The organism is Burkholderia guangdongensis (genome assembly GCF_013403875.1).
Taxonomy (GTDB): Bacteria; Pseudomonadota; Gammaproteobacteria; order Burkholderiales; family Burkholderiaceae; genus Burkholderia; species Burkholderia guangdongensis.
Map to the genome: position 1 here is coordinate 117,165 of NZ_JACBNX010000006.1, position 15,121 is coordinate 132,285.

At 64.3% G+C, this 15,121-nt stretch carries 19 protein-coding genes; 10 read left to right on the forward strand and 9 right to left on the reverse strand.

The genetic code is table 11. The features are described 5' to 3' along the window. The 4 genes from HZI36_RS08095 to hyfB are packed head-to-tail and all read right to left on the reverse strand — an operon-like array spanning nt 1 to nt 5,067. A complete protein-coding gene (locus HZI36_RS08095) occupies nt 1–1,464 on the reverse strand; it encodes a hydrogenase 4 subunit F (protein ID WP_179402123.1) in 1,464 nt (487 codons plus the stop codon). Continuing rightward, nucleotides 1,457–2,116 carry a formate hydrogenlyase gene (locus HZI36_RS08100; protein ID WP_179402124.1) on the reverse strand — a complete coding sequence of 220 codons (660 nt, stop codon included), beginning with the start codon at nt 2,114–2,116 and terminating at the stop codon, nt 1,457–1,459. The genes HZI36_RS08095 and HZI36_RS08100 overlap by 8 nt, the downstream gene beginning before the upstream one ends. Beyond that, on the reverse strand, nt 2,117–3,067 hold the full coding sequence (locus HZI36_RS08105) for a respiratory chain complex I subunit 1 family protein (protein WP_179402125.1): 951 nt from the start codon (nt 3,065–3,067) through the stop codon (nt 2,117–2,119). Next, nucleotides 3,061–5,067 carry a hydrogenase 4 subunit B gene (gene hyfB / locus HZI36_RS08110; protein WP_179402126.1) on the reverse strand — a complete coding sequence of 669 codons (2,007 nt, stop codon included), beginning with the start codon at nt 5,065–5,067 and terminating at the stop codon, nt 3,061–3,063. Before hyfB ends, HZI36_RS08105 begins: the two co-directional genes overlap by 7 nt. A 146-nt stretch (nt 5,068–5,213) precedes the next feature. Between hyfB and HZI36_RS08115 the strand changes: the two genes are divergently transcribed. Together HZI36_RS08115 and HZI36_RS08120 are read left to right on the forward strand one after the other, a co-directional pair. Next, on the forward strand, nt 5,214–5,981 hold the full coding sequence (locus HZI36_RS08115; RefSeq protein ID WP_179402127.1) for a YoaK family protein: 768 nt from the start codon (nt 5,214–5,216) through the stop codon (nt 5,979–5,981). 92 nt (nt 5,982–6,073) lie between these two features. Further along, a complete protein-coding gene (locus HZI36_RS08120; protein ID WP_179402128.1) occupies nt 6,074–6,271 on the forward strand; it encodes a CopG family transcriptional regulator in 198 nt (65 codons plus the stop codon). A gap of 13 nt (nt 6,272–6,284) precedes the next feature. On the opposite strand, the gene HZI36_RS08125 is transcribed toward HZI36_RS08120, so the two are convergent. Beyond that, nucleotides 6,285–7,121 carry a spermine/spermidine synthase domain-containing protein gene (locus HZI36_RS08125; RefSeq protein ID WP_179402129.1) on the reverse strand — a complete coding sequence of 279 codons (837 nt, stop codon included), beginning with the start codon at nt 7,119–7,121 and terminating at the stop codon, nt 6,285–6,287. A gap of 241 nt (nt 7,122–7,362) precedes the next feature. On the opposite strand from HZI36_RS08125, the gene HZI36_RS08130 reads away from it, so the two are divergent. The 3 genes from HZI36_RS08130 to HZI36_RS08140 all read left to right on the forward strand — a co-directional run bounded on the left by HZI36_RS08130 (nt 7,363) and on the right by HZI36_RS08140 (nt 8,445). Next, nucleotides 7,363–7,626, forward strand: coding sequence for an HPr family phosphocarrier protein (locus HZI36_RS08130; protein WP_179402130.1), 264 nt, complete (start codon nt 7,363–7,365; stop codon nt 7,624–7,626). Between the two features lie 239 nt (nt 7,627–7,865). Then, nucleotides 7,866–8,135 carry a type II toxin-antitoxin system RelE/ParE family toxin gene (locus HZI36_RS08135; protein ID WP_179402131.1) on the forward strand — a complete coding sequence of 90 codons (270 nt, stop codon included), beginning with the start codon at nt 7,866–7,868 and terminating at the stop codon, nt 8,133–8,135. A 7-nt stretch (nt 8,136–8,142) separates the two neighbouring features. Next, nucleotides 8,143–8,445, forward strand: a complete 303-nt coding sequence (locus tag HZI36_RS08140) for a HigA family addiction module antitoxin (RefSeq protein ID WP_179402132.1) — start codon at nt 8,143–8,145, stop codon at nt 8,443–8,445. 184 nt (nt 8,446–8,629) lie between these two features. Here the strand turns inward: HZI36_RS08140 and ribA are convergent, their stop codons facing one another. Continuing rightward, nucleotides 8,630–9,280: a GTP cyclohydrolase II gene (ribA, locus tag HZI36_RS08145; RefSeq protein ID WP_179402133.1), complete on the reverse strand. Its 651-nt coding sequence runs from the start codon at nt 9,278–9,280 to the stop codon at nt 8,630–8,632. Nucleotides 9,281–9,457: 177 nt separating this feature from the next. Here ribA and HZI36_RS08150 point away from each other — a divergent pair, with 177 nt between their 5' ends. Continuing rightward, nucleotides 9,458–9,919, forward strand: a complete 462-nt coding sequence (locus tag HZI36_RS08150) for a CBS domain-containing protein (RefSeq protein WP_179402134.1) — start codon at nt 9,458–9,460, stop codon at nt 9,917–9,919. A 169-nt stretch (nt 9,920–10,088) separates the two neighbouring features. Here HZI36_RS08150 and HZI36_RS08155 read toward each other — a convergent pair whose 3' ends face one another. Then, entirely contained in the window at nt 10,089–10,412 is a 324-nt protein-coding gene (locus tag HZI36_RS08155; protein ID WP_179402135.1) for a DUF4148 domain-containing protein, read from the reverse strand. A gap of 516 nt (nt 10,413–10,928) precedes the next feature. On the opposite strand from HZI36_RS08155, the gene HZI36_RS08160 reads away from it, so the two are divergent. After that, complete coding sequence (locus tag HZI36_RS08160; RefSeq protein WP_179402136.1) at nt 10,929–11,327, forward strand: GreA/GreB family elongation factor; 399 nt, start codon at nt 10,929–10,931, stop codon at nt 11,325–11,327. Between the two features lie 156 nt (nt 11,328–11,483). On the opposite strand, the gene HZI36_RS08165 is transcribed toward HZI36_RS08160, so the two are convergent. Further along, entirely contained in the window at nt 11,484–12,575 is a 1,092-nt protein-coding gene (locus HZI36_RS08165) for a porin (RefSeq protein ID WP_179402137.1), read from the reverse strand. A gap of 460 nt (nt 12,576–13,035) precedes the next feature. On the opposite strand from HZI36_RS08165, the gene HZI36_RS08170 reads away from it, so the two are divergent. Beyond that, nucleotides 13,036–13,407 (forward strand): YXWGXW repeat-containing protein, encoded by a 372-nt coding sequence (locus HZI36_RS08170; RefSeq protein ID WP_179402138.1) that lies wholly within the window; start codon nt 13,036–13,038, stop codon nt 13,405–13,407. Nucleotides 13,408–13,493: 86 nt separating this feature from the next. On the opposite strand, the gene HZI36_RS27205 is transcribed toward HZI36_RS08170, so the two are convergent. Further along, the gene (locus HZI36_RS27205) at nt 13,494–13,616 is read right to left on the reverse strand and encodes a hypothetical protein (RefSeq protein WP_281376257.1); all 123 of its coding nucleotides are present in this window, start codon (nt 13,614–13,616) and stop codon (nt 13,494–13,496) included. A gap of 63 nt (nt 13,617–13,679) precedes the next feature. On the opposite strand from HZI36_RS27205, the gene HZI36_RS08175 reads away from it, so the two are divergent. Beyond that, the gene (locus tag HZI36_RS08175; RefSeq protein ID WP_179402139.1) at nt 13,680–13,982 is read left to right on the forward strand and encodes an ArsR/SmtB family transcription factor; all 303 of its coding nucleotides are present in this window, start codon (nt 13,680–13,682) and stop codon (nt 13,980–13,982) included. A gap of 60 nt (nt 13,983–14,042) precedes the next feature. Beyond that, nucleotides 14,043–15,104 carry an alkene reductase gene (locus tag HZI36_RS08180; protein ID WP_179402140.1) on the forward strand — a complete coding sequence of 354 codons (1,062 nt, stop codon included), beginning with the start codon at nt 14,043–14,045 and terminating at the stop codon, nt 15,102–15,104. Nucleotides 15,105–15,121: the final 17 nt, after the last annotated feature.

A 15,121-nucleotide genomic window follows, 5' to 3' on the forward strand; every position in this document is an offset into this window, starting at 1 on the left:
TCACCCCGCCAGCATCGTCGCGGCCTGGTGATACCACATCACCAGGTAAGGCGGCACGTAGAGACCCAGCATCAGGCCGAGACCCAGATGGACGAAAACCGGGAGCAGCGCCGGCCGATGCTCGAGCGGCTTCGCCGTCGTCACTGTGCCGAACACCATTCGCTGCACGCGCGCAAAAATCGCCGCGAATGCGACCGCGAGGCTGAGCAACAGCAGCGGCGCCGTCCACGGTAACGTGTTCATCGCGGTCGTCAGGATCAGGAATTCGCTTGCAAACACACCGAACGGCGGCAGGCCCAGAATCGCGAGCGTGCCGAGCATCATTCCCCAACCCACCGTCGGGCTGACCTGCAGCAGCCCACGAATGCCGTCGATCGCCTGCGTGCCCGCCTTCTGCGCCGCGTGACCGACCGCGAAGAAAATCGCCGACTTGACCAGGGAATGGACCGTCATGTGGAGCAGCCCGGCAAACGTCGCGACCGGACCACCGAGCCCGAATGCAAACGTCGTCAACCCCATGTGCTCGATCGACGAATAGGAGAACAGGCGCTTGACGTCCTTCTGGCGGAACAGCGAGAACGTGGCGATCAGCACCGACACGAGTCCGAAACCGACCAGGAGCCGCCCCGGCAGCCCGTTGCCGAGTGCGCCGTCCGCGAGCACCTTGCAGCGCAGCACCGCATACAGCGCGACGTTCAGCAGCAACCCGGAGAGCACCGCCGAAATCGGTGTCGGGCCTTCGGCGTGCGCATCCGGCAGCCAGTTGTGCATGGGCACGAGCCCCACCTTCGTGCCGTAGCCGACGAGCAGGAACACGAAGGCGATCGATACGATGGTCGGGTCGAGGTGCGCCTTGACCGCGGCAAGGCTCGTCCACAGCAGCGCATCGCCGTCGGTCAGATGCCGGCTCGCGGCGAGGTACAGCAGGATCGTGCCGAACAGGGCCTGCGCGATGCCGACGCCGCACAGGATGAAGTACTTCCAGGCCGCCTCGAGGCTCGCGGCGGTCCGATAGACGCTGACGAGCAGCACGGTCGCAAGCGTGGCGGCCTCCATCGCGACCCACAACACGCCCAGGTTATTGGTCAGAAGCGCGAGCAGCATCGCGAACATGAAGAGCTGGTACATGCTGTGATAAAGGCGCATCCGCCCGGCCGTCATCCGGCCGCGGGCCTCCTCGACCTGCATGTACGGCCGCGAAAATACCGACGTCGTCCAACCGACGAACGCGGTGAGCGCGACGAGGTAGACGTTGAGCGGATCGACGAAGAATGCCCGTCCGAGCGCGAACGACGGCCCCTGTTCGACGGTGCGCGCGGCGAGCACGAGCGTTGCCGCAAACGTCATGAAGCTGAAGCCGACGTTCAGGCTCCGCGCGACATGACCGGGGAGCACGAGCGCAAGACACGCGGCGGCCACGAGCGGAATGCCGAGCACGGCGAGCACGACGAGGGCGTCATTCATCTTTGAGCTTCTCGAGGTGGTGGATGTCGAGGCTGTCGAACTGCTCGCGGATCTGGAACATGAATACGCCCAGAATCAGGATCCCGATCAGCACATCGAGCCCGATGCCGAGCTCGACGATCATCGGCATGCCGTTGGTGGCGGCCGTGGCGGCGAAGAACAACCCGTTCTCCATCGACAGGAAGCCGAGCACCTGAGGAATCGCCTTCGCGCGCGTGATCATCGCCATGAACGACAGCAGCACGCACGCGAGCGCAATCCCGAGTGTGCCGCGTGCGACCGACGTCGCGAGCTGGCTGATCGGTGCGGCGACGTTGAACGCGATGATCACGAGCACGATGCCGATCAGCAGCGTCGTCGGAATGTTGATGAGCGGCTCGACGTCGGCCTGAACGTCGAGCCTGCGCACGAGCCGATACAGAATCCACGGCACCACGCCGACCTTCAGCACCAGCGTCAGTCCGGCGGACACGTACAGATGCGAATCGCCCGACACCCAAGCGAGGATCAGGTTGGCCAGCACGAGCGCGACGCCCTGTAGCGTATAGAGATGGATCAGCGACAGGACCCGGCGCTGGCTCAGCATCGCGAATGACAACAGGAGCAGCACGGCCGCGAGGAAATTGATCAGTTGCGTCGCATAGGCGTGCATTCATGCCCCCAGCAGCAGATGGACGAGCATGCCGATCACCGCAAGCAGGAAGGCGGTTGCAAGGAACTCCGGGATCCGGAAAATCCGCATCTTCGCGTTGGCGGTCTCGACCACGGCGAGCGCGGCGCCGCCCGCCATCAGCTTGACGAAGAGTGCCGGCACCGCGAGCACCAACGCGAGCGGATTACCCGCCTCGGCAATCCCCCACGGGATGAAGAGCGCAAGACCCATGCACGAGTACGCGAACAACTTCAGGCTGGCGGCCCATTCCATCAGCGCGAGGTGCCGCCCCGAATATTCGAGGATCAGCGCCTCGTGGATCATCGTCAGCTCGAGGTGGGTCGTCGGATTGTCGACGGGCAGCCGCGCGTTCTCGGCGAGCGACACCAGCGTGAACGCAATGCCCGCGAATGCGAGGCTCGGATAGATCGCCAGTTCGCCGCGCCCGAGCGTCGAGACGATGCTCGTGAGCAGCGTCGACCGGGTGATCAGCGAGGCCGACAGCAGCACCATCAGCAGCGCAGGCTCCGCGAGGAAGCCGATCAGCATCTCGCGGCGGGCGCCGAGAGTGCCGAACGCGGTACCGACGTCCATCGCGGCGAGCGACAGCGCGACACGCGCGAGCGCAAACAGGCCGACGAGCGCGATCGCGTCCGCGGCGGGCGACAGCAGCAATTCGGTCGACAGCGTCGGGACGATCGCACACGCGAGCGTCATCGCGGCCCACACGACGTAAGGCGCCCCGCGAAAGACGGGACTTGCGCCATCGGCGACGACCGACTCCTTGTTGAACAGCTTGTGGAGCATCCGGTACGGCTGCCAGATGCTGGGCGCGCGCCGGTTCTGCAGCCATGCGCGGCACTGGTTGACCCAGCCGGTGAGCAACGGCGCGGCGACCAGCGCCACGACGATCTCGAGGATTTGCGATATCACGCCGGATACGGTCACCATCGTCTCACCAGCATCAGCAGCAGGATCAGCACGGCGAAGCTATAGGTCAGGTAGACGGCAATCTTGCCCGTCTGCAGCCGGCCTGCCCATTCCGCCATGCGTTGCGTCAGCGCCGCGACACGGTCGTAGAGCGCGGACCAAGTGCGGTCGGCGACCGAGACCCGGTACGCGGGCTGCACGTCGAACGGCGATGGCACGTGCCGCTCGATGCGCAGGAGCGGCGCGAAGATCTCCCGGATCGGCTGCCCGAACCCTTCCGCGGTGTCCTGCATGCGCGCGTTCGTGAACGGGAATCCGCAGCTCCACGGCGCGGCGCGCCGCAGCCGGCCGTGGTAGAAGCGTCTCACCAGCACCCACGCGAACCCGCAGCAGACAACGAAAAACAGCATGAACACGGCGGGCATGTAGCTCGCCCGCGCCGTCGACACCGGCACGAACATCAGCCAGCCATGATTTTCCGCGCCGATTCCGGCGCCGACGAGCGCACGCGTGACTCGATCCAGCAGCTTGACGAACTGCGCGGGCATCAACCCGAGCAGCGCGCCGCCCACCGCGAACCAGCAGAACGCGAGCCGTTCCCATGTATTCGCGTCGCGTGCGCGACTCAGCTTCACTTCTCTCGGCTGCCCGAGAAAGACGATGCCGAAAAACTTGACCATCGTGTAGCCGGCCAGGGCAGCCGTCATCGCGACCAGCGCGGCCGCAATCGGCACCGTCATCGCCAGCACGGAATTCGGCAAACCCGGCGTGAACAGGAAACTCTGCAGCAGCAGCCACTCCGCCACGAAACCACTCATGGGCGGCAAGCCCGCGCTGGCTGCGACGCCCGTGAGCATGGCCCACGCGGTCCACGGCATGAAACGGATCAGGCCGCCAAGTTTGCCGAGATTGCGCTCGCCGGTAGCGTGCAGCACGGCCCCGGTGCCGAGGAACAGCAGACTCTTGAATGCCGCATGCGCGACGATCTGGTAGAGCATCGCGGTCAGCGCGAGCGCGGACAAGCCCGTCATCCCGTACGCGCGAAACAGCACCGCGAGCCCGAGCGAGACAATCATCAGGCCGACGTTGTCGATCGACGAATACGCGAGCAGACGCTTCATGTCGACCTGGATCGTACTGAACACCACGCCGAGCAGTGCGGTACCGATACCCACCACGAGCAGCAGCACGCCCCACCAGGCGATTTGCACGCGCAGCAAATCGAACACGATGCGAATCAGGCCATACAGGCCGACCTTCAGCACGAATCCACTCAGCAGCGCCGATACGGGGGACGGAGCCACGGGATGGGCGTCCGGCAGCCACACGTGCAACGGGAACACGCCCGCCTTGGCGCCGCACCCGACCAGCGCGAACAGGAACGCGAGCGATGCCCAGAGCGCGTCGGGCGACTGCGCGCGCATGTTGGCAAACGTGTAGTCGCCGGTGCGCGCCTGCAGAATGCCGAAGCAAAGGAGCAGCGCGAGCGCGCCGACGTGGGCGATCAGGAAATACAGGTAGCCTGCGCGGCGGATCTCGCCGATCCGGTGATTGGTCATCACGAGGAACGTCGCGGACAGTGTCAGCATTTCCCAGGCGACCATGAACACATACGCATCGTCGGCCATGAGCACGAGCGCGATGCTCGCGATGCAAACGTGGTATTCGAAGCAGATGAGTCCGGGCGCAGCCCCTTCACCCTTGCGGAAATAGCCGGCGGAGAAGGCGCCGATCCCCGCGGTGACGGCGCCGAGCACGAACAGGAAATAACCGGATAGCGCATCGACGCGCAGATGGAACGGCAACCCGGGCAGCCCGATCGGCAGCACCTCGGTAGACGGTTCGGCGAAGATGCCAGCCAGTCCCGCCGCCGCCAGCAGCAGCCCACCGAGCGCACCGAGCGGAAACAGTCCGTGCGCGACGAACCGCGTGCGATGCAGAACCCCGAGACCCAGCGTGCCGATGACGAGCCACGCGACCGTGGCCAGCAGGACGAAATGGACGACCGGCATGGATGCCATCCGGAATGTCTCCAGTACGCTCGGATTGGACGAGGAACACGGAGCGAGCCCGGCTTTCCGGGCTCGTTCCGTCCATATTATGACATCAGAAAGCCAATCTCGATAACAGGATATGATAATGACATTATCATACGAGCCACACTCCTATGCCTGCGCAGTACTTTCGAAGCTTGACGGGAAAACACCGCAGCGAGACCTCGAACCGTCAGCTCGGGTTTTCGCTCGCCTTCGTCGCCGGCGCAACCAATGCCGGCGGATTCCTTGCGGTCAGGCAGTACACGTCACACATGAGCGGCATCGTGTCGGCGATCGCGGACCAGACGGCACTCGGGGACGTCCGGCTCGTGTCGGCCAGCATCGGTTCGCTGGCGTCGTTTCTCGTCGGGGCGGGGTGCTCGGCGGTGCTCGTCAACTGGGGGCGGCGGCGCAGTCTGCAAAGCCAGTACGTGCTGCCATTACTGGTCGAGGCCGCGCTGCTGCTCCTGTTCGGCCTGCTCGGCAGCCATCTCGCGCTATGGGAAGCGTTCTTCGTGCCCGTGACCGTCATCCTGCTGTGCTTTATCATGGGCCTGCAGAATGCGATGATCACGAAGCTGTCGGGCGCGGAAATCCGCACGACGCACATGACCGGCATCGTGACGGACCTCGGCATCGAGCTGGGCAAGCTCTTTTACTGGAACAGGTCGAATGTCGGTGCGGACGCACACGCGGTCATCGCAAACCGCGCGAAGCTGAGGATCCACGGTACGATGCTGACGTCATTCTTCGTTGGCGGCCTGACCGGCGCCGTCGGTTTCAAGCATGTCGGATACGTGTCGACCGTGCCGCTCGCAGGCTTGCTCGTCACACTCGCGATCGTGCCCGTCGTCGACGATGTGCTGACCTACCTCCATCGGCTCGACCACCGGCACTGACCGGGCACGAGGCCGGGCGACGGCTTCCCGCCGTGCGGTTGAAGGCAAATGCATTATAATTTCATTATCATATTTGCCGATCCGTCCTCGCAATGGAAACGAAAACCGCCCGCCTGACCGTCCTGATCGACCCCGCCAAGAAAGAAGCATTTGAAATACTCTGCGCGGCGCAGGATCTGACGCCGTCACAAGTCGTACGGCAGTTGATCCGCGAGTATCTCGAGCATCACGGCGTGACCTACAAGACCAAGAGCCCACTCGGCAAGCGGGTAAAACGAAGCGCCGATTGAGGCCGGGCACGGATCAAACACTGATTTTCCAGTGCCCGCACCCTTGCGCATGCCAGTTCAGCCGCCTCGCGTCGAGGCACTCCCCCTCTTTCAGGCGCCGAGCGGTGGCGGACAGCTTGAGTTCATCAGCGAAGGCAAACAAGGCGACGCGCTCGAACAAGACTCGCCAGGATGGCAGGCGAGAGTCGCTCTTCCAGGCGAATGCGACGAAGTTGCTGTCGTCGCCGCACCGAACGACCGCATAGGAAGCGCCGAACACGGATTTCAGCCGCTCGAGGTGCAACGGTAGCGCCGGATCGTCGTCCGTGAAGTTGATCACGAGCACCCCCCTCTCGGCCAGGCGCTCGCGACAGGCGGCGAAGAAAGCGACGTCCACGCACCGACTCGGCGTTCCTTCCGCGACGAACGCGTCAAGCAGGATCACATCCGTCCGGAACCTCCCCTTCGTCACGTAGTCCGCCCCATCGGCACAAGTCACCTTGAACCGCGCGTCGTCCGCCGGAATCCTGAATACGTCGCGCAGCGCGATCACCTCGGGGTTGATCTCGACCGCGTCGATCGCGACCTCGGGCAGGTGCCGATAGCAATACTTCGCCAGCGATCCCCCGCCGAGCCCGATCATGCAGATGTGCTCGGGAGCCGGCTGCAGCAGCAGAAACCCCATCATCGTGCGCGTATAGCCGAGCGCGAGCTTTTCCGGATCACTGAGCGACATGAAGCTTTGCGTGCCGGAGTGATCGAAGTGCAGCGACACGGCGTGCTGCGTCTCCAGCACAAAGGGTTGCCCATCATTCATTGGCGTCGACAGGAATTTGACGAACGCGTCGTAGGAAGTTCGGTCTTCGTCCATTCTCGGAATGCGCAGGGATTTACAGCATGCGGGAACGCACACATTATTATAATGAAATATGCCTACCCTTACCGTTCTATTATAATATGGCGCTCACCGCCTTTCAGCGGGCTTGCAGGCAATTTTGCCGAGGATGTCGACATGTTCGCGTTATGTCGTGCGCTGCTGTCGCTTCTGACGCACTGCCAGATCGACACTTCGCACCGCCCCCAACGATCTATCTATAGGCTTCGCAAAGACCGTGGCAACCGTTGTGCACTTTCAAATCGGCGCCGGCTGGAACCGAAATCGCGCGGACGCTACCCGGGATGCGCTTGTTGACATGGCACGCCGCTTCGAAAGCGACATCCTGCTGATCGCAAACGGGCACCACGGCGATGCGAAGGACGGCATCGCAATCGCGTCGTTGCAGGTGCGCGTCGGCATGTCGGCTCAAGTGCTTGCCTCCGGTCCCGACGAGGAAGCCGCGCTTCGGGCGCTGTTGCCCCTGTTGCAAGAAGGCTGACCCGCATACCGCCTGTCTGCTGCCGTTTCCGAGTATTCGCGCCTGTCCTCGAGCGCTGCCGCGGCTGTATCGGTTATCGCGGATCCGAGCACTTCGTTTCGTCGTGCTTTGACGGACGCGGGAGGCAAGGCACGGTGCCACGCGCGGGCCGCGGTTGCACTCGCATTGGGATGCACGCGCACGATATTGGATGGAGGCAAGAACACGCCGCCCTCGTCGGCACCCGGCGGTTGCGCCGGATGGCGAAAGCAAAGGGCCTTCAGGGTTTCTTCGAGACAGGCTCCAAGACAGGCATCCGGCCAGATCATGCCGACAAGCTGCATCGCCAATTGACTCGCCTGGACTTGGCGAGCGGCCCCGAGGACATGAACGTACCGGGCTGGCGGCTGCATCCGTTGGCGCAGGATCTTGCCGGCCACTTTTCGGTGAGAGTCAATGGCAACTGGCGCATGACGTTCACCTTTGACGGCGCCGATGCAATTCTGGTGGACTACCAAGACTATCACTGAGGCAAGCATGACCCGAATCTTCAATCCGCCGCACCCCGGCGAGACGCTGCGCGAAGACGTACTGCCCGAACTGGGGCTCACGGTCACGGAAGCAGCCGAGCAGCTTGGCGTGACACGCTCGGCTCTGTCGCGCGTGCTGAATGGTCATGCGGCAATCTCGCCCGAAATGGCGTTGCGCCTGGAGCAATGGCTGGGCATCGAAAATGGCGGGCGTGCCGACTTATGGATCGCCCAACAAGCGGCCTACGACCTTTGGCAAGCTCGCCAGAAAGGTGTGCCGCACGTGGAGCGAGTCCGTCTCGCTGCTTGAAGCAGGCATCGATGCGAATATCGCCAGTCGGTCTAGGTTACAGATGGGGCATCGAGTTCCCCGGCCAGCAACGTCGCCAGACGTTCCGGTCCGAGGGTGGTCAAGGCGGTGACATCAATCGAATTGTCCGCGCCTTACATCGCTACGCCGGCGCGGCGGGTCCAAACATGGCAGGTGGGCTGAACTACTCATTCTCCTCGAAGTAGTGCCCGAACTTCACCTGCTTCGTGCGAATGTAGCGCTCGTTCTCCTCGCGCACCGGCACCGCAAGCCCGACGCGCTCGCAGACCGGAATCCCATGCTGCGCGAGCGTATCGAATTTCTTCGGATTGTTGCTCATCAACCGCACCGACGTGACGCCGAGCATCCGCAGGATCGCGGCGGCCGAATCGTATTCGCGCGCGTCGTCGGGCAGGCCGAGATCGAGGTTCGCCTCGACGGTGTCGCGCCCCTGCTCCTGCAGCGCATACGCGCGGATCTTGTTGCTGAGGCCGATGCCGCGCCCCTCATGCCCACGCAGATACAACAGCACGCCGCGCCCCTCGGCGGCGATGTACCGCAGCGCGAGGTCGAGCTGTTCGCCGCAGTCGCAGCGATACGAGCCGAATACGTCGCCCGTCAGGCATTCCGAATGCAACCGCGTCAGCACGGATTGCGGGCCGGCCACGTCGCCCATCACGAGCGCGAGATGTTCGGCCTGGCTGCCCGTCACGCGAAACGCGTACGAGGTGAACGTGCCGTAGCGCGTCGGAAGCGTCGCCGATGCGACGAGCGTCACGCACTCGCCGGTCTGGCCGTCGCCCGCCTGGGACGATTGAGAACCCGAAGACGTCATGAAAGGAATCGAACGATGAGAGATTAAGGAATGTTCTGGATGGCAAGTGACGGGAGTTTACCGCTAATCTGGTTCCGTCACGCGCTTGCCGACAGCCGCCCGATCTATACTTGACCTCATCGCGGCCGCGCGCCGCGCCCCGCCTTCCTCGCACCGCCCAGCCAACGGAGAGAGCGTATGAGCACGACCGTCGCGCAGATTCTCAAAACCAAGCCCGATTCCGGCCGCACCGTCTATACCGTCAAGAAAGCCGATCTCGTCTACGACGCGATCAAGCTGATGGCCGAAAAAGGCGTCGGCGCGCTGCTGGTCGTCGACGGCGACGACATCGCCGGCATCATCACCGAGCGCGATTACGCGCGGAAAATCGTGCTGCAGGATCGCTCGTCGAAAGCGACGCGGGTCGAGGAGATCATGACCGCGAAGGTGCGCTACGTCGAACCGTCGCAATCGAGCGAGGAATGCATGGCGCTGATGACCGAGCACCGGATGCGCCACCTGCCCGTCCTCGACGACGGCAAGCTCGTCGGCCTCGTGTCGATCGGCGACCTCGTGAAAAGCGTGATCGCGGACCAGCAGTTCACGATCAGCCAGCTCGAGCATTACATCCACGGCACACCCGCCGTCATCTCCGCCTGACCCGCCGCCCACCGCCGCACGCGCAAAAAAGCCCAGACGCAAGATGGGCGTCTGGGCGCAAGCCGCCGATACGCGGCGACGGAGGTTCTGCTCGTAACTCACGCGCTGCGCGCTTCAAGTACGCAGCGCGTCGTTTTATCGAATGGCCGGGCAGCCCTCGGCGTTTCCGTTATTGACCGAAATACAGCTTGTCGACCGCCGACGGCGTCATCGCGGGACGGCCCGATTGAGCCGCGCCCGTCGCCACCGAGCCGTAGCCGCTGGTGTCGGCACGCGTCAGCGTCTGCTGGCCGGCCTGGACGCGCTGCGTGGCAGCCTGAACGTTGGCCGGATACTGCGAATCGCTCGCGTTCGGGCGATAACCGTTCTGCTCGAGCTGGATCAGATCCGCCTTGACGGCGTCGCGCGTGATCGGCCCGTTCGACTGCGCGAACGACGCGAGCGGTGCGGCGAGAATCGATGCAGCGAGTGCGGCGTAGATGATCGACTTCATGGTGACTAACCTCCGGGCTATGTTGTTTGTCGGTATCGCTTCGGGCGGATTCGTCTCGAGCGAATGAATCCAGTCTAGTCGCCACACGCCCAAGGGAAAACCCTCAGTTTGAACATACAGAGTTGCATGGAACGCAACGATCTATAACCATGCCGAGCGAATGGCATTCGAATGGCATGGTTTTGGACAACAATAGCTGACAAAATTCTGACACCGGCGTAAGCATGCTGTCGTTTTTGTTGTATAATCGTAAGGTTATTTTCAACCTACGCCGCCTACCACTCCCAATGCGCGCACGCACGCTTTTCCCCTCTCCGCCGACCGGCTCCGCCGGCGCGCGCGCGCGCATTCATCTCGCCACGCGCCGCGCACGACGCACGGCTTCGGCAACGCAGGCCGCCGCCCGGCGCCCGGACTGACCCTCCCCTCTCCTCACCCGGAGCGCGGTCAAACGGGCTCCGGGCGATCCTCATCGATAAGCCACGCCTGTCCATGCCGATCATCAGGAGATTCCCAATGAAGAAACCGCTTTACCAACTCACCGAACTCGACGTCGCACGCCTCGAGAAACACGCCGCGCACGATCCGCGCTTTCAGCAGATGCTCGACACGCTGCTCGAGCGGGCCGACATCGTGCAGGCGGACGCGATCAAGTCCAACGTGGTCACGATGAATTCGCGCGTCACGCTGATCGACGAATCGTCGCAGGACCAGACGACCTGGACGGTCGCGTATCCGGGCGACGCCAATCTCGAGCAAGGCCGCCTGAACGTGTTCTCGCCGGTCGGTATCGCGTTGCTCGGCACGCATCGCGGCGAGCGGGTGGACGTGCTGCAGCCGGACGGAACGAAAAAGCGGATGAAGATCGCCGACATCGTCTATCAGCCGGAGGCCAGCGGCGATTACACGCGTTGACGCGCGATCCCCCCATCAATGAAAAACGAGGCGCCGCAATCGGGCCTCGTTTTTTTCGCCTCCGCGAAACGCGCGACGTTCTCGCACCGCCCGCGCCGAAAACAAAAAAAGGCGCCCGAAGGCGCCTTTTCAAGCTGGATGACCCAGCCGTCACACTTAGAAGCGGTGACGCAGACCAACCGTCGCTGCGGTTTGGTTGATCGACGAGCTCGCGTTCACGGTGTTGAAGTCGCCGCTGCCGTCGTAGACCGACGCGCCCAGCGGGTTGTTCTTCGACGCACGCTGGTACACGGCCTGAGCGTACACATCGGTGCGCTTCGACAGTGCGTAGTCGGCTTGCAGGCCGAACTGGTTCCAGTGCGCGCTGTCGCCACCCTGGCTCGCGTTCGTGTACGTGTAAGCAGCGCCCAGACCCAGTGCCGGCGTCAGGTTGTACTTCGCGTTGACTTCGTAGTTGTTCGCGTGAAGCGCGTTCGCGCCGTTAGCCTGGTTGTCCAGACGCGACTGCGTCCACACCGCGCCAACTTGCGCCGGGCCGAACGCGTAGCTCGCGCCCGCGCCGTACACGCGCAGACGGCCTGCCGTGCTCAGGCTGTCGATCGCGCCCGTCGCCGTCGCACCCGGGTTGTTCGCTTGCGCGTACGAACCGCCGATACGCAGGCCCTGGAATTCATACGAAACGCCGGCGCTGTACGCGCGGTTGTTCGCGAATTGCTGGCTGTTCGAGAACGAGTACGTGCCGCCGAACTGCAGGCCCGCGTAGTTCGCGCTCGCGAACTTGACGGTGTTGTTCGCTGCGTAGCCGCCGTTCGTGTTCAGGTTGTCGTTGTTGAGCGGGTGAGCGAAGTACGTGCCGCCCCAGGTGCCCGTTGCCGACAGCGGCGCGAGGTAGTCTTGCGTGGAGTCGTACTGACGGCCCAGCGTGACGGTGCCGTAGTTGCTCGACAGACCGACGAACGCTTGACGGTTGAACATGCCGCCGTCGTTCGCGAGCTTGCCGTTACCGATGCCGAAGCCGCTTTCCAACGTGAAGATCGCCTTCAAGCCGCCACCCAGGTCTTCCGAACCGCGCAGGCCGAAACGGCTCTGGTCGACGCCGCTGCCCATCGACCACAGCGACTTGCTGGCGACGTTGCTCTTGTACGTGATGCCTGCGTCGACCACGCCGTACAGCGTGACGCTGCTTTGCGCGTGAGCGACGGTTGCGAACGATGCTGCAACTGCTGCAACGATCAGAGTCTTGTTCATTCGAGGAGCTCCCTTCCAAAAAGAGGCAGGTCTCGCGACCTTGTTTCAGTAGACGGTCTGCAACCGCCCGGAAGCGCCATGGTTCTGCTTGCTGGCTGCGCCCGGATGGTTGCCCGTTCTGGGAATCGTGAGTTTACGGGTGTACCCTAAGTCAGCCATTCGCAAATAAAGAAATAAGCTTTTCCAGAACTAGAAACAATAGAAATGGGGCCGCTTTATAAGCTTTTGTTTTAAAGACCATTTTTGGCATCTTGACGGCAGCTTTTTGGCCGGTTTCGTCGCATCATTTGTTCGTGACAGGCGCTTGACGGTTGCAAAGAAACAACAAAGCAGCGATCGGCAATTCGGGGAAACCAGTAATTTTTACCCAAATCAACCCCGAAAGCGGCGTAAACCGACCCGACGCCACGCGTTCGCACCAACGTAAACGACATCAACCCCCATCGAGATGGAGTTCCGCATGAATCGACGCTCGCTGTTACGCGCACTGGGATTGACCGCCGTCGCCGCCGTCGCCGGCATCGGCGGCGGGCTGCGCCCCGCGGCCGCCCAGCCGCCCGCGCCCGGATATCCGCCGCCCGGCCCGCCCGGCAGGCCGCCGTTCGGCGATCGTCCGGGCATCGCGCCGCCGGCGCTGCGCCGCGAGCGCCGGCCGTCGCCGCCCAGGCCGCACGGCTTCATCTGGACCGACGGCTACTGGAGCTGGCAGCGCGGACGGTACGTGTGGATTCCCGGCCGCTGGATCGCGCGGCGACCCGGCCGGCGCTGGGTGCCCGGATACTGGCGGCGCCAGGGGCCGGCCTGGGTCTACGTCGACGGATCCTGGCGCTAGCGCACCGGCCGCACGCCCTGACATGACGGAGCCCGCCGTCCGGCGGGCTCGCGTGCGCCGGCGGCCGGACGCAGCGGAACGCGGCCCTATGCGATCGTGATTCCGAGCGCCGGCTCGACGTCGCGCCGGGTCCGCGCGATCCCTTCACGGATCGCCTCGACCATCTCGATGGCTATCGCCCCCATTGAGATCAGTGTCTTTGCATGCATCGCCTTTTTCCGATATATGATTCGACCAACGACGATTCACCTTGTCTTGCCCGAACCTCACCCATGACGATCGACATCGACGCGATCCACAAAGCGCTCGCCAATCCCGTCCGGCGCGAAATCCTCGCGTGGCTCAAGGAACCGGACGCGCACTTTCCCGGGCAGCCGCTGCCGTACGAGAACGGCGTCTGCGCGGGCCGGATCGACGCGCGTTGCGGCCTGTCGCAGTCGACGGTGTCCGCGCATCTCGCGACGCTGCAGCGCGCGGGGCTCGTCACGTCGAAACGCATCGGCCAGTGGGTGTTCTTCCAGCGCAACGAGGCGGTCATCGACGCGTTTCTCGACGCCCTGCGCCGCGAACTCTAGTCACCGGGCCGTCCCGGCCCCTGCGGGCATCCCCCGCGCCCCATTCAAGAGGTCCAAGCCATGTCCACGTTGTTCGATCCCGTTACCCTCGGCGACCTGACGCTGCCGAACCGCATCGTGATGGCCCCGCTCACGCGCAGCCGCGCGGGCGACGCGCGCCTGCCCAACGATCTGATGGCCCGCTATTACGCGGAGCGCGCGTCGGCCGGCCTGATCATCAGCGAGGCAACGTCGGTGACGCCGCAGGGCGTCGGCTATGCCGGCACGCCGGGGATCTGGTCCGACGAGCAGGTCGACGGCTGGAAGCAGGTGACGCGCGCGGTCCACGACGCCGGCGGCCGCATGCTGCTGCAACTCTGGCACGTCGGCCGGATCTCCGATCCGCTCTTCCTCGACGGCGAACTGCCGGTCGCGCCGAGCGCGATCGCCGCGCAAGGCCACGTGAGCCTCGTGCGTCCGGAACGCCCGTACGTGACGCCGCGCGCGCTCGCGCTCGACGAGATTCCCGGCATCGTCGCCGCGTATCGGAAGGGCGCGGAGAACGCGAAGGCCGCCGGCTTCGACGGCGTCGAGATCCACGGCGCGAACGGCTATCTGCTCGACCAGTTCCTGCAGGACGGCACGAACCACCGCACCGACGCATACGGCGGCCCGATCGAGAATCGCGCGCGGCTGCTGCTCGAGGTGGTCGACGCGGCGATCGACGTGTGGGGCCCGGGGCGCGTCGGCGTCCACCTGGCGCCGCGCGGCGATGCGCACACGATGGGCGATTCCGATCCGGCCGCAACGTTCGGCTACGTCGCGCGCGAACTCGGCCGCCGCCAAGTCGCGTTCATCTTCACGCGCGAAGCGTTCCGCGGCGACGAGCTGACGCCGCGCCTGAAGGAAGCGTTCGGCGGCCCGATCATCGCGAACGAGAAGTTCACGCTCGAGACCGCTCAGCAGGCGCTCGCGCGCGGCGACGCGGACGCGATCGCGTGGGGCCAGCTCTTCATCGCGAACCCGGATCTGCCGCGCCGCTTCGCGCTCGACGCGCCGCTGAACAAGCCGGTGCCGGCCACGTATTACGCGGAAGGCGAAACCGGCTACACCGACTACCCGGCGCTCGGCGACGCGGCCTGACGCACGACGCATCGCGC

What these genes read in the sequence shown, in the direction of transcription:
- HZI36_RS08120 (WP_179402128.1), top strand. Translation starts at nt 6,074, where the DNA reads ATGGAAACGAAAACCGCCCGCCTGACCGTCCTGATCGACCCCGCCAAG.
- HZI36_RS08155 (WP_179402135.1), bottom strand. Translation starts at nt 10,412, where the DNA reads ATGAAGTCGATCATCTACGCCGCACTCGCTGCATCGATTCTCGCCGCA.
- hyfB (WP_179402126.1), bottom strand. Translation starts at nt 5,067, where the DNA reads ATGGCATCCATGCCGGTCGTCCATTTCGTCCTGCTGGCCACGGTCGCG.
- HZI36_RS08175 (WP_179402139.1), top strand. Translation starts at nt 13,680, where the DNA reads ATGACGATCGACATCGACGCGATCCACAAAGCGCTCGCCAATCCCGTC.
- HZI36_RS08150 (WP_179402134.1), top strand. Translation starts at nt 9,458, where the DNA reads ATGAGCACGACCGTCGCGCAGATTCTCAAAACCAAGCCCGATTCCGGC.
- HZI36_RS08095 (WP_179402123.1), bottom strand. Translation starts at nt 1,464, where the DNA reads ATGAATGACGCCCTCGTCGTGCTCGCCGTGCTCGGCATTCCGCTCGTG.
- HZI36_RS08100 (WP_179402124.1), bottom strand. Translation starts at nt 2,116, where the DNA reads ATGCACGCCTATGCGACGCAACTGATCAATTTCCTCGCGGCCGTGCTG.
- HZI36_RS08160 (WP_179402136.1), top strand. Translation starts at nt 10,929, where the DNA reads ATGAAGAAACCGCTTTACCAACTCACCGAACTCGACGTCGCACGCCTC.
- HZI36_RS08105 (WP_179402125.1), bottom strand. Translation starts at nt 3,067, where the DNA reads ATGGTGACCGTATCCGGCGTGATATCGCAAATCCTCGAGATCGTCGTG.
- HZI36_RS08170 (WP_179402138.1), top strand. Translation starts at nt 13,036, where the DNA reads ATGAATCGACGCTCGCTGTTACGCGCACTGGGATTGACCGCCGTCGCC.
- ribA (WP_179402133.1), bottom strand. Translation starts at nt 9,280, where the DNA reads ATGACGTCTTCGGGTTCTCAATCGTCCCAGGCGGGCGACGGCCAGACC.
- HZI36_RS27205 (WP_281376257.1), bottom strand. Translation starts at nt 13,616, where the DNA reads ATGCATGCAAAGACACTGATCTCAATGGGGGCGATAGCCATCGAGATG.
- HZI36_RS08135 (WP_179402131.1), top strand. Translation starts at nt 7,866, where the DNA reads ATGGCGAAAGCAAAGGGCCTTCAGGGTTTCTTCGAGACAGGCTCCAAG.
- HZI36_RS08125 (WP_179402129.1), bottom strand. Translation starts at nt 7,121, where the DNA reads ATGGACGAAGACCGAACTTCCTACGACGCGTTCGTCAAATTCCTGTCG.
- HZI36_RS08180 (WP_179402140.1), top strand. Translation starts at nt 14,043, where the DNA reads ATGTCCACGTTGTTCGATCCCGTTACCCTCGGCGACCTGACGCTGCCG.
- HZI36_RS08115 (WP_179402127.1), top strand. Translation starts at nt 5,214, where the DNA reads ATGCCTGCGCAGTACTTTCGAAGCTTGACGGGAAAACACCGCAGCGAG.
- HZI36_RS08165 (WP_179402137.1), bottom strand. Translation starts at nt 12,575, where the DNA reads ATGAACAAGACTCTGATCGTTGCAGCAGTTGCAGCATCGTTCGCAACC.
- HZI36_RS08140 (WP_179402132.1), top strand. Translation starts at nt 8,143, where the DNA reads ATGACCCGAATCTTCAATCCGCCGCACCCCGGCGAGACGCTGCGCGAA.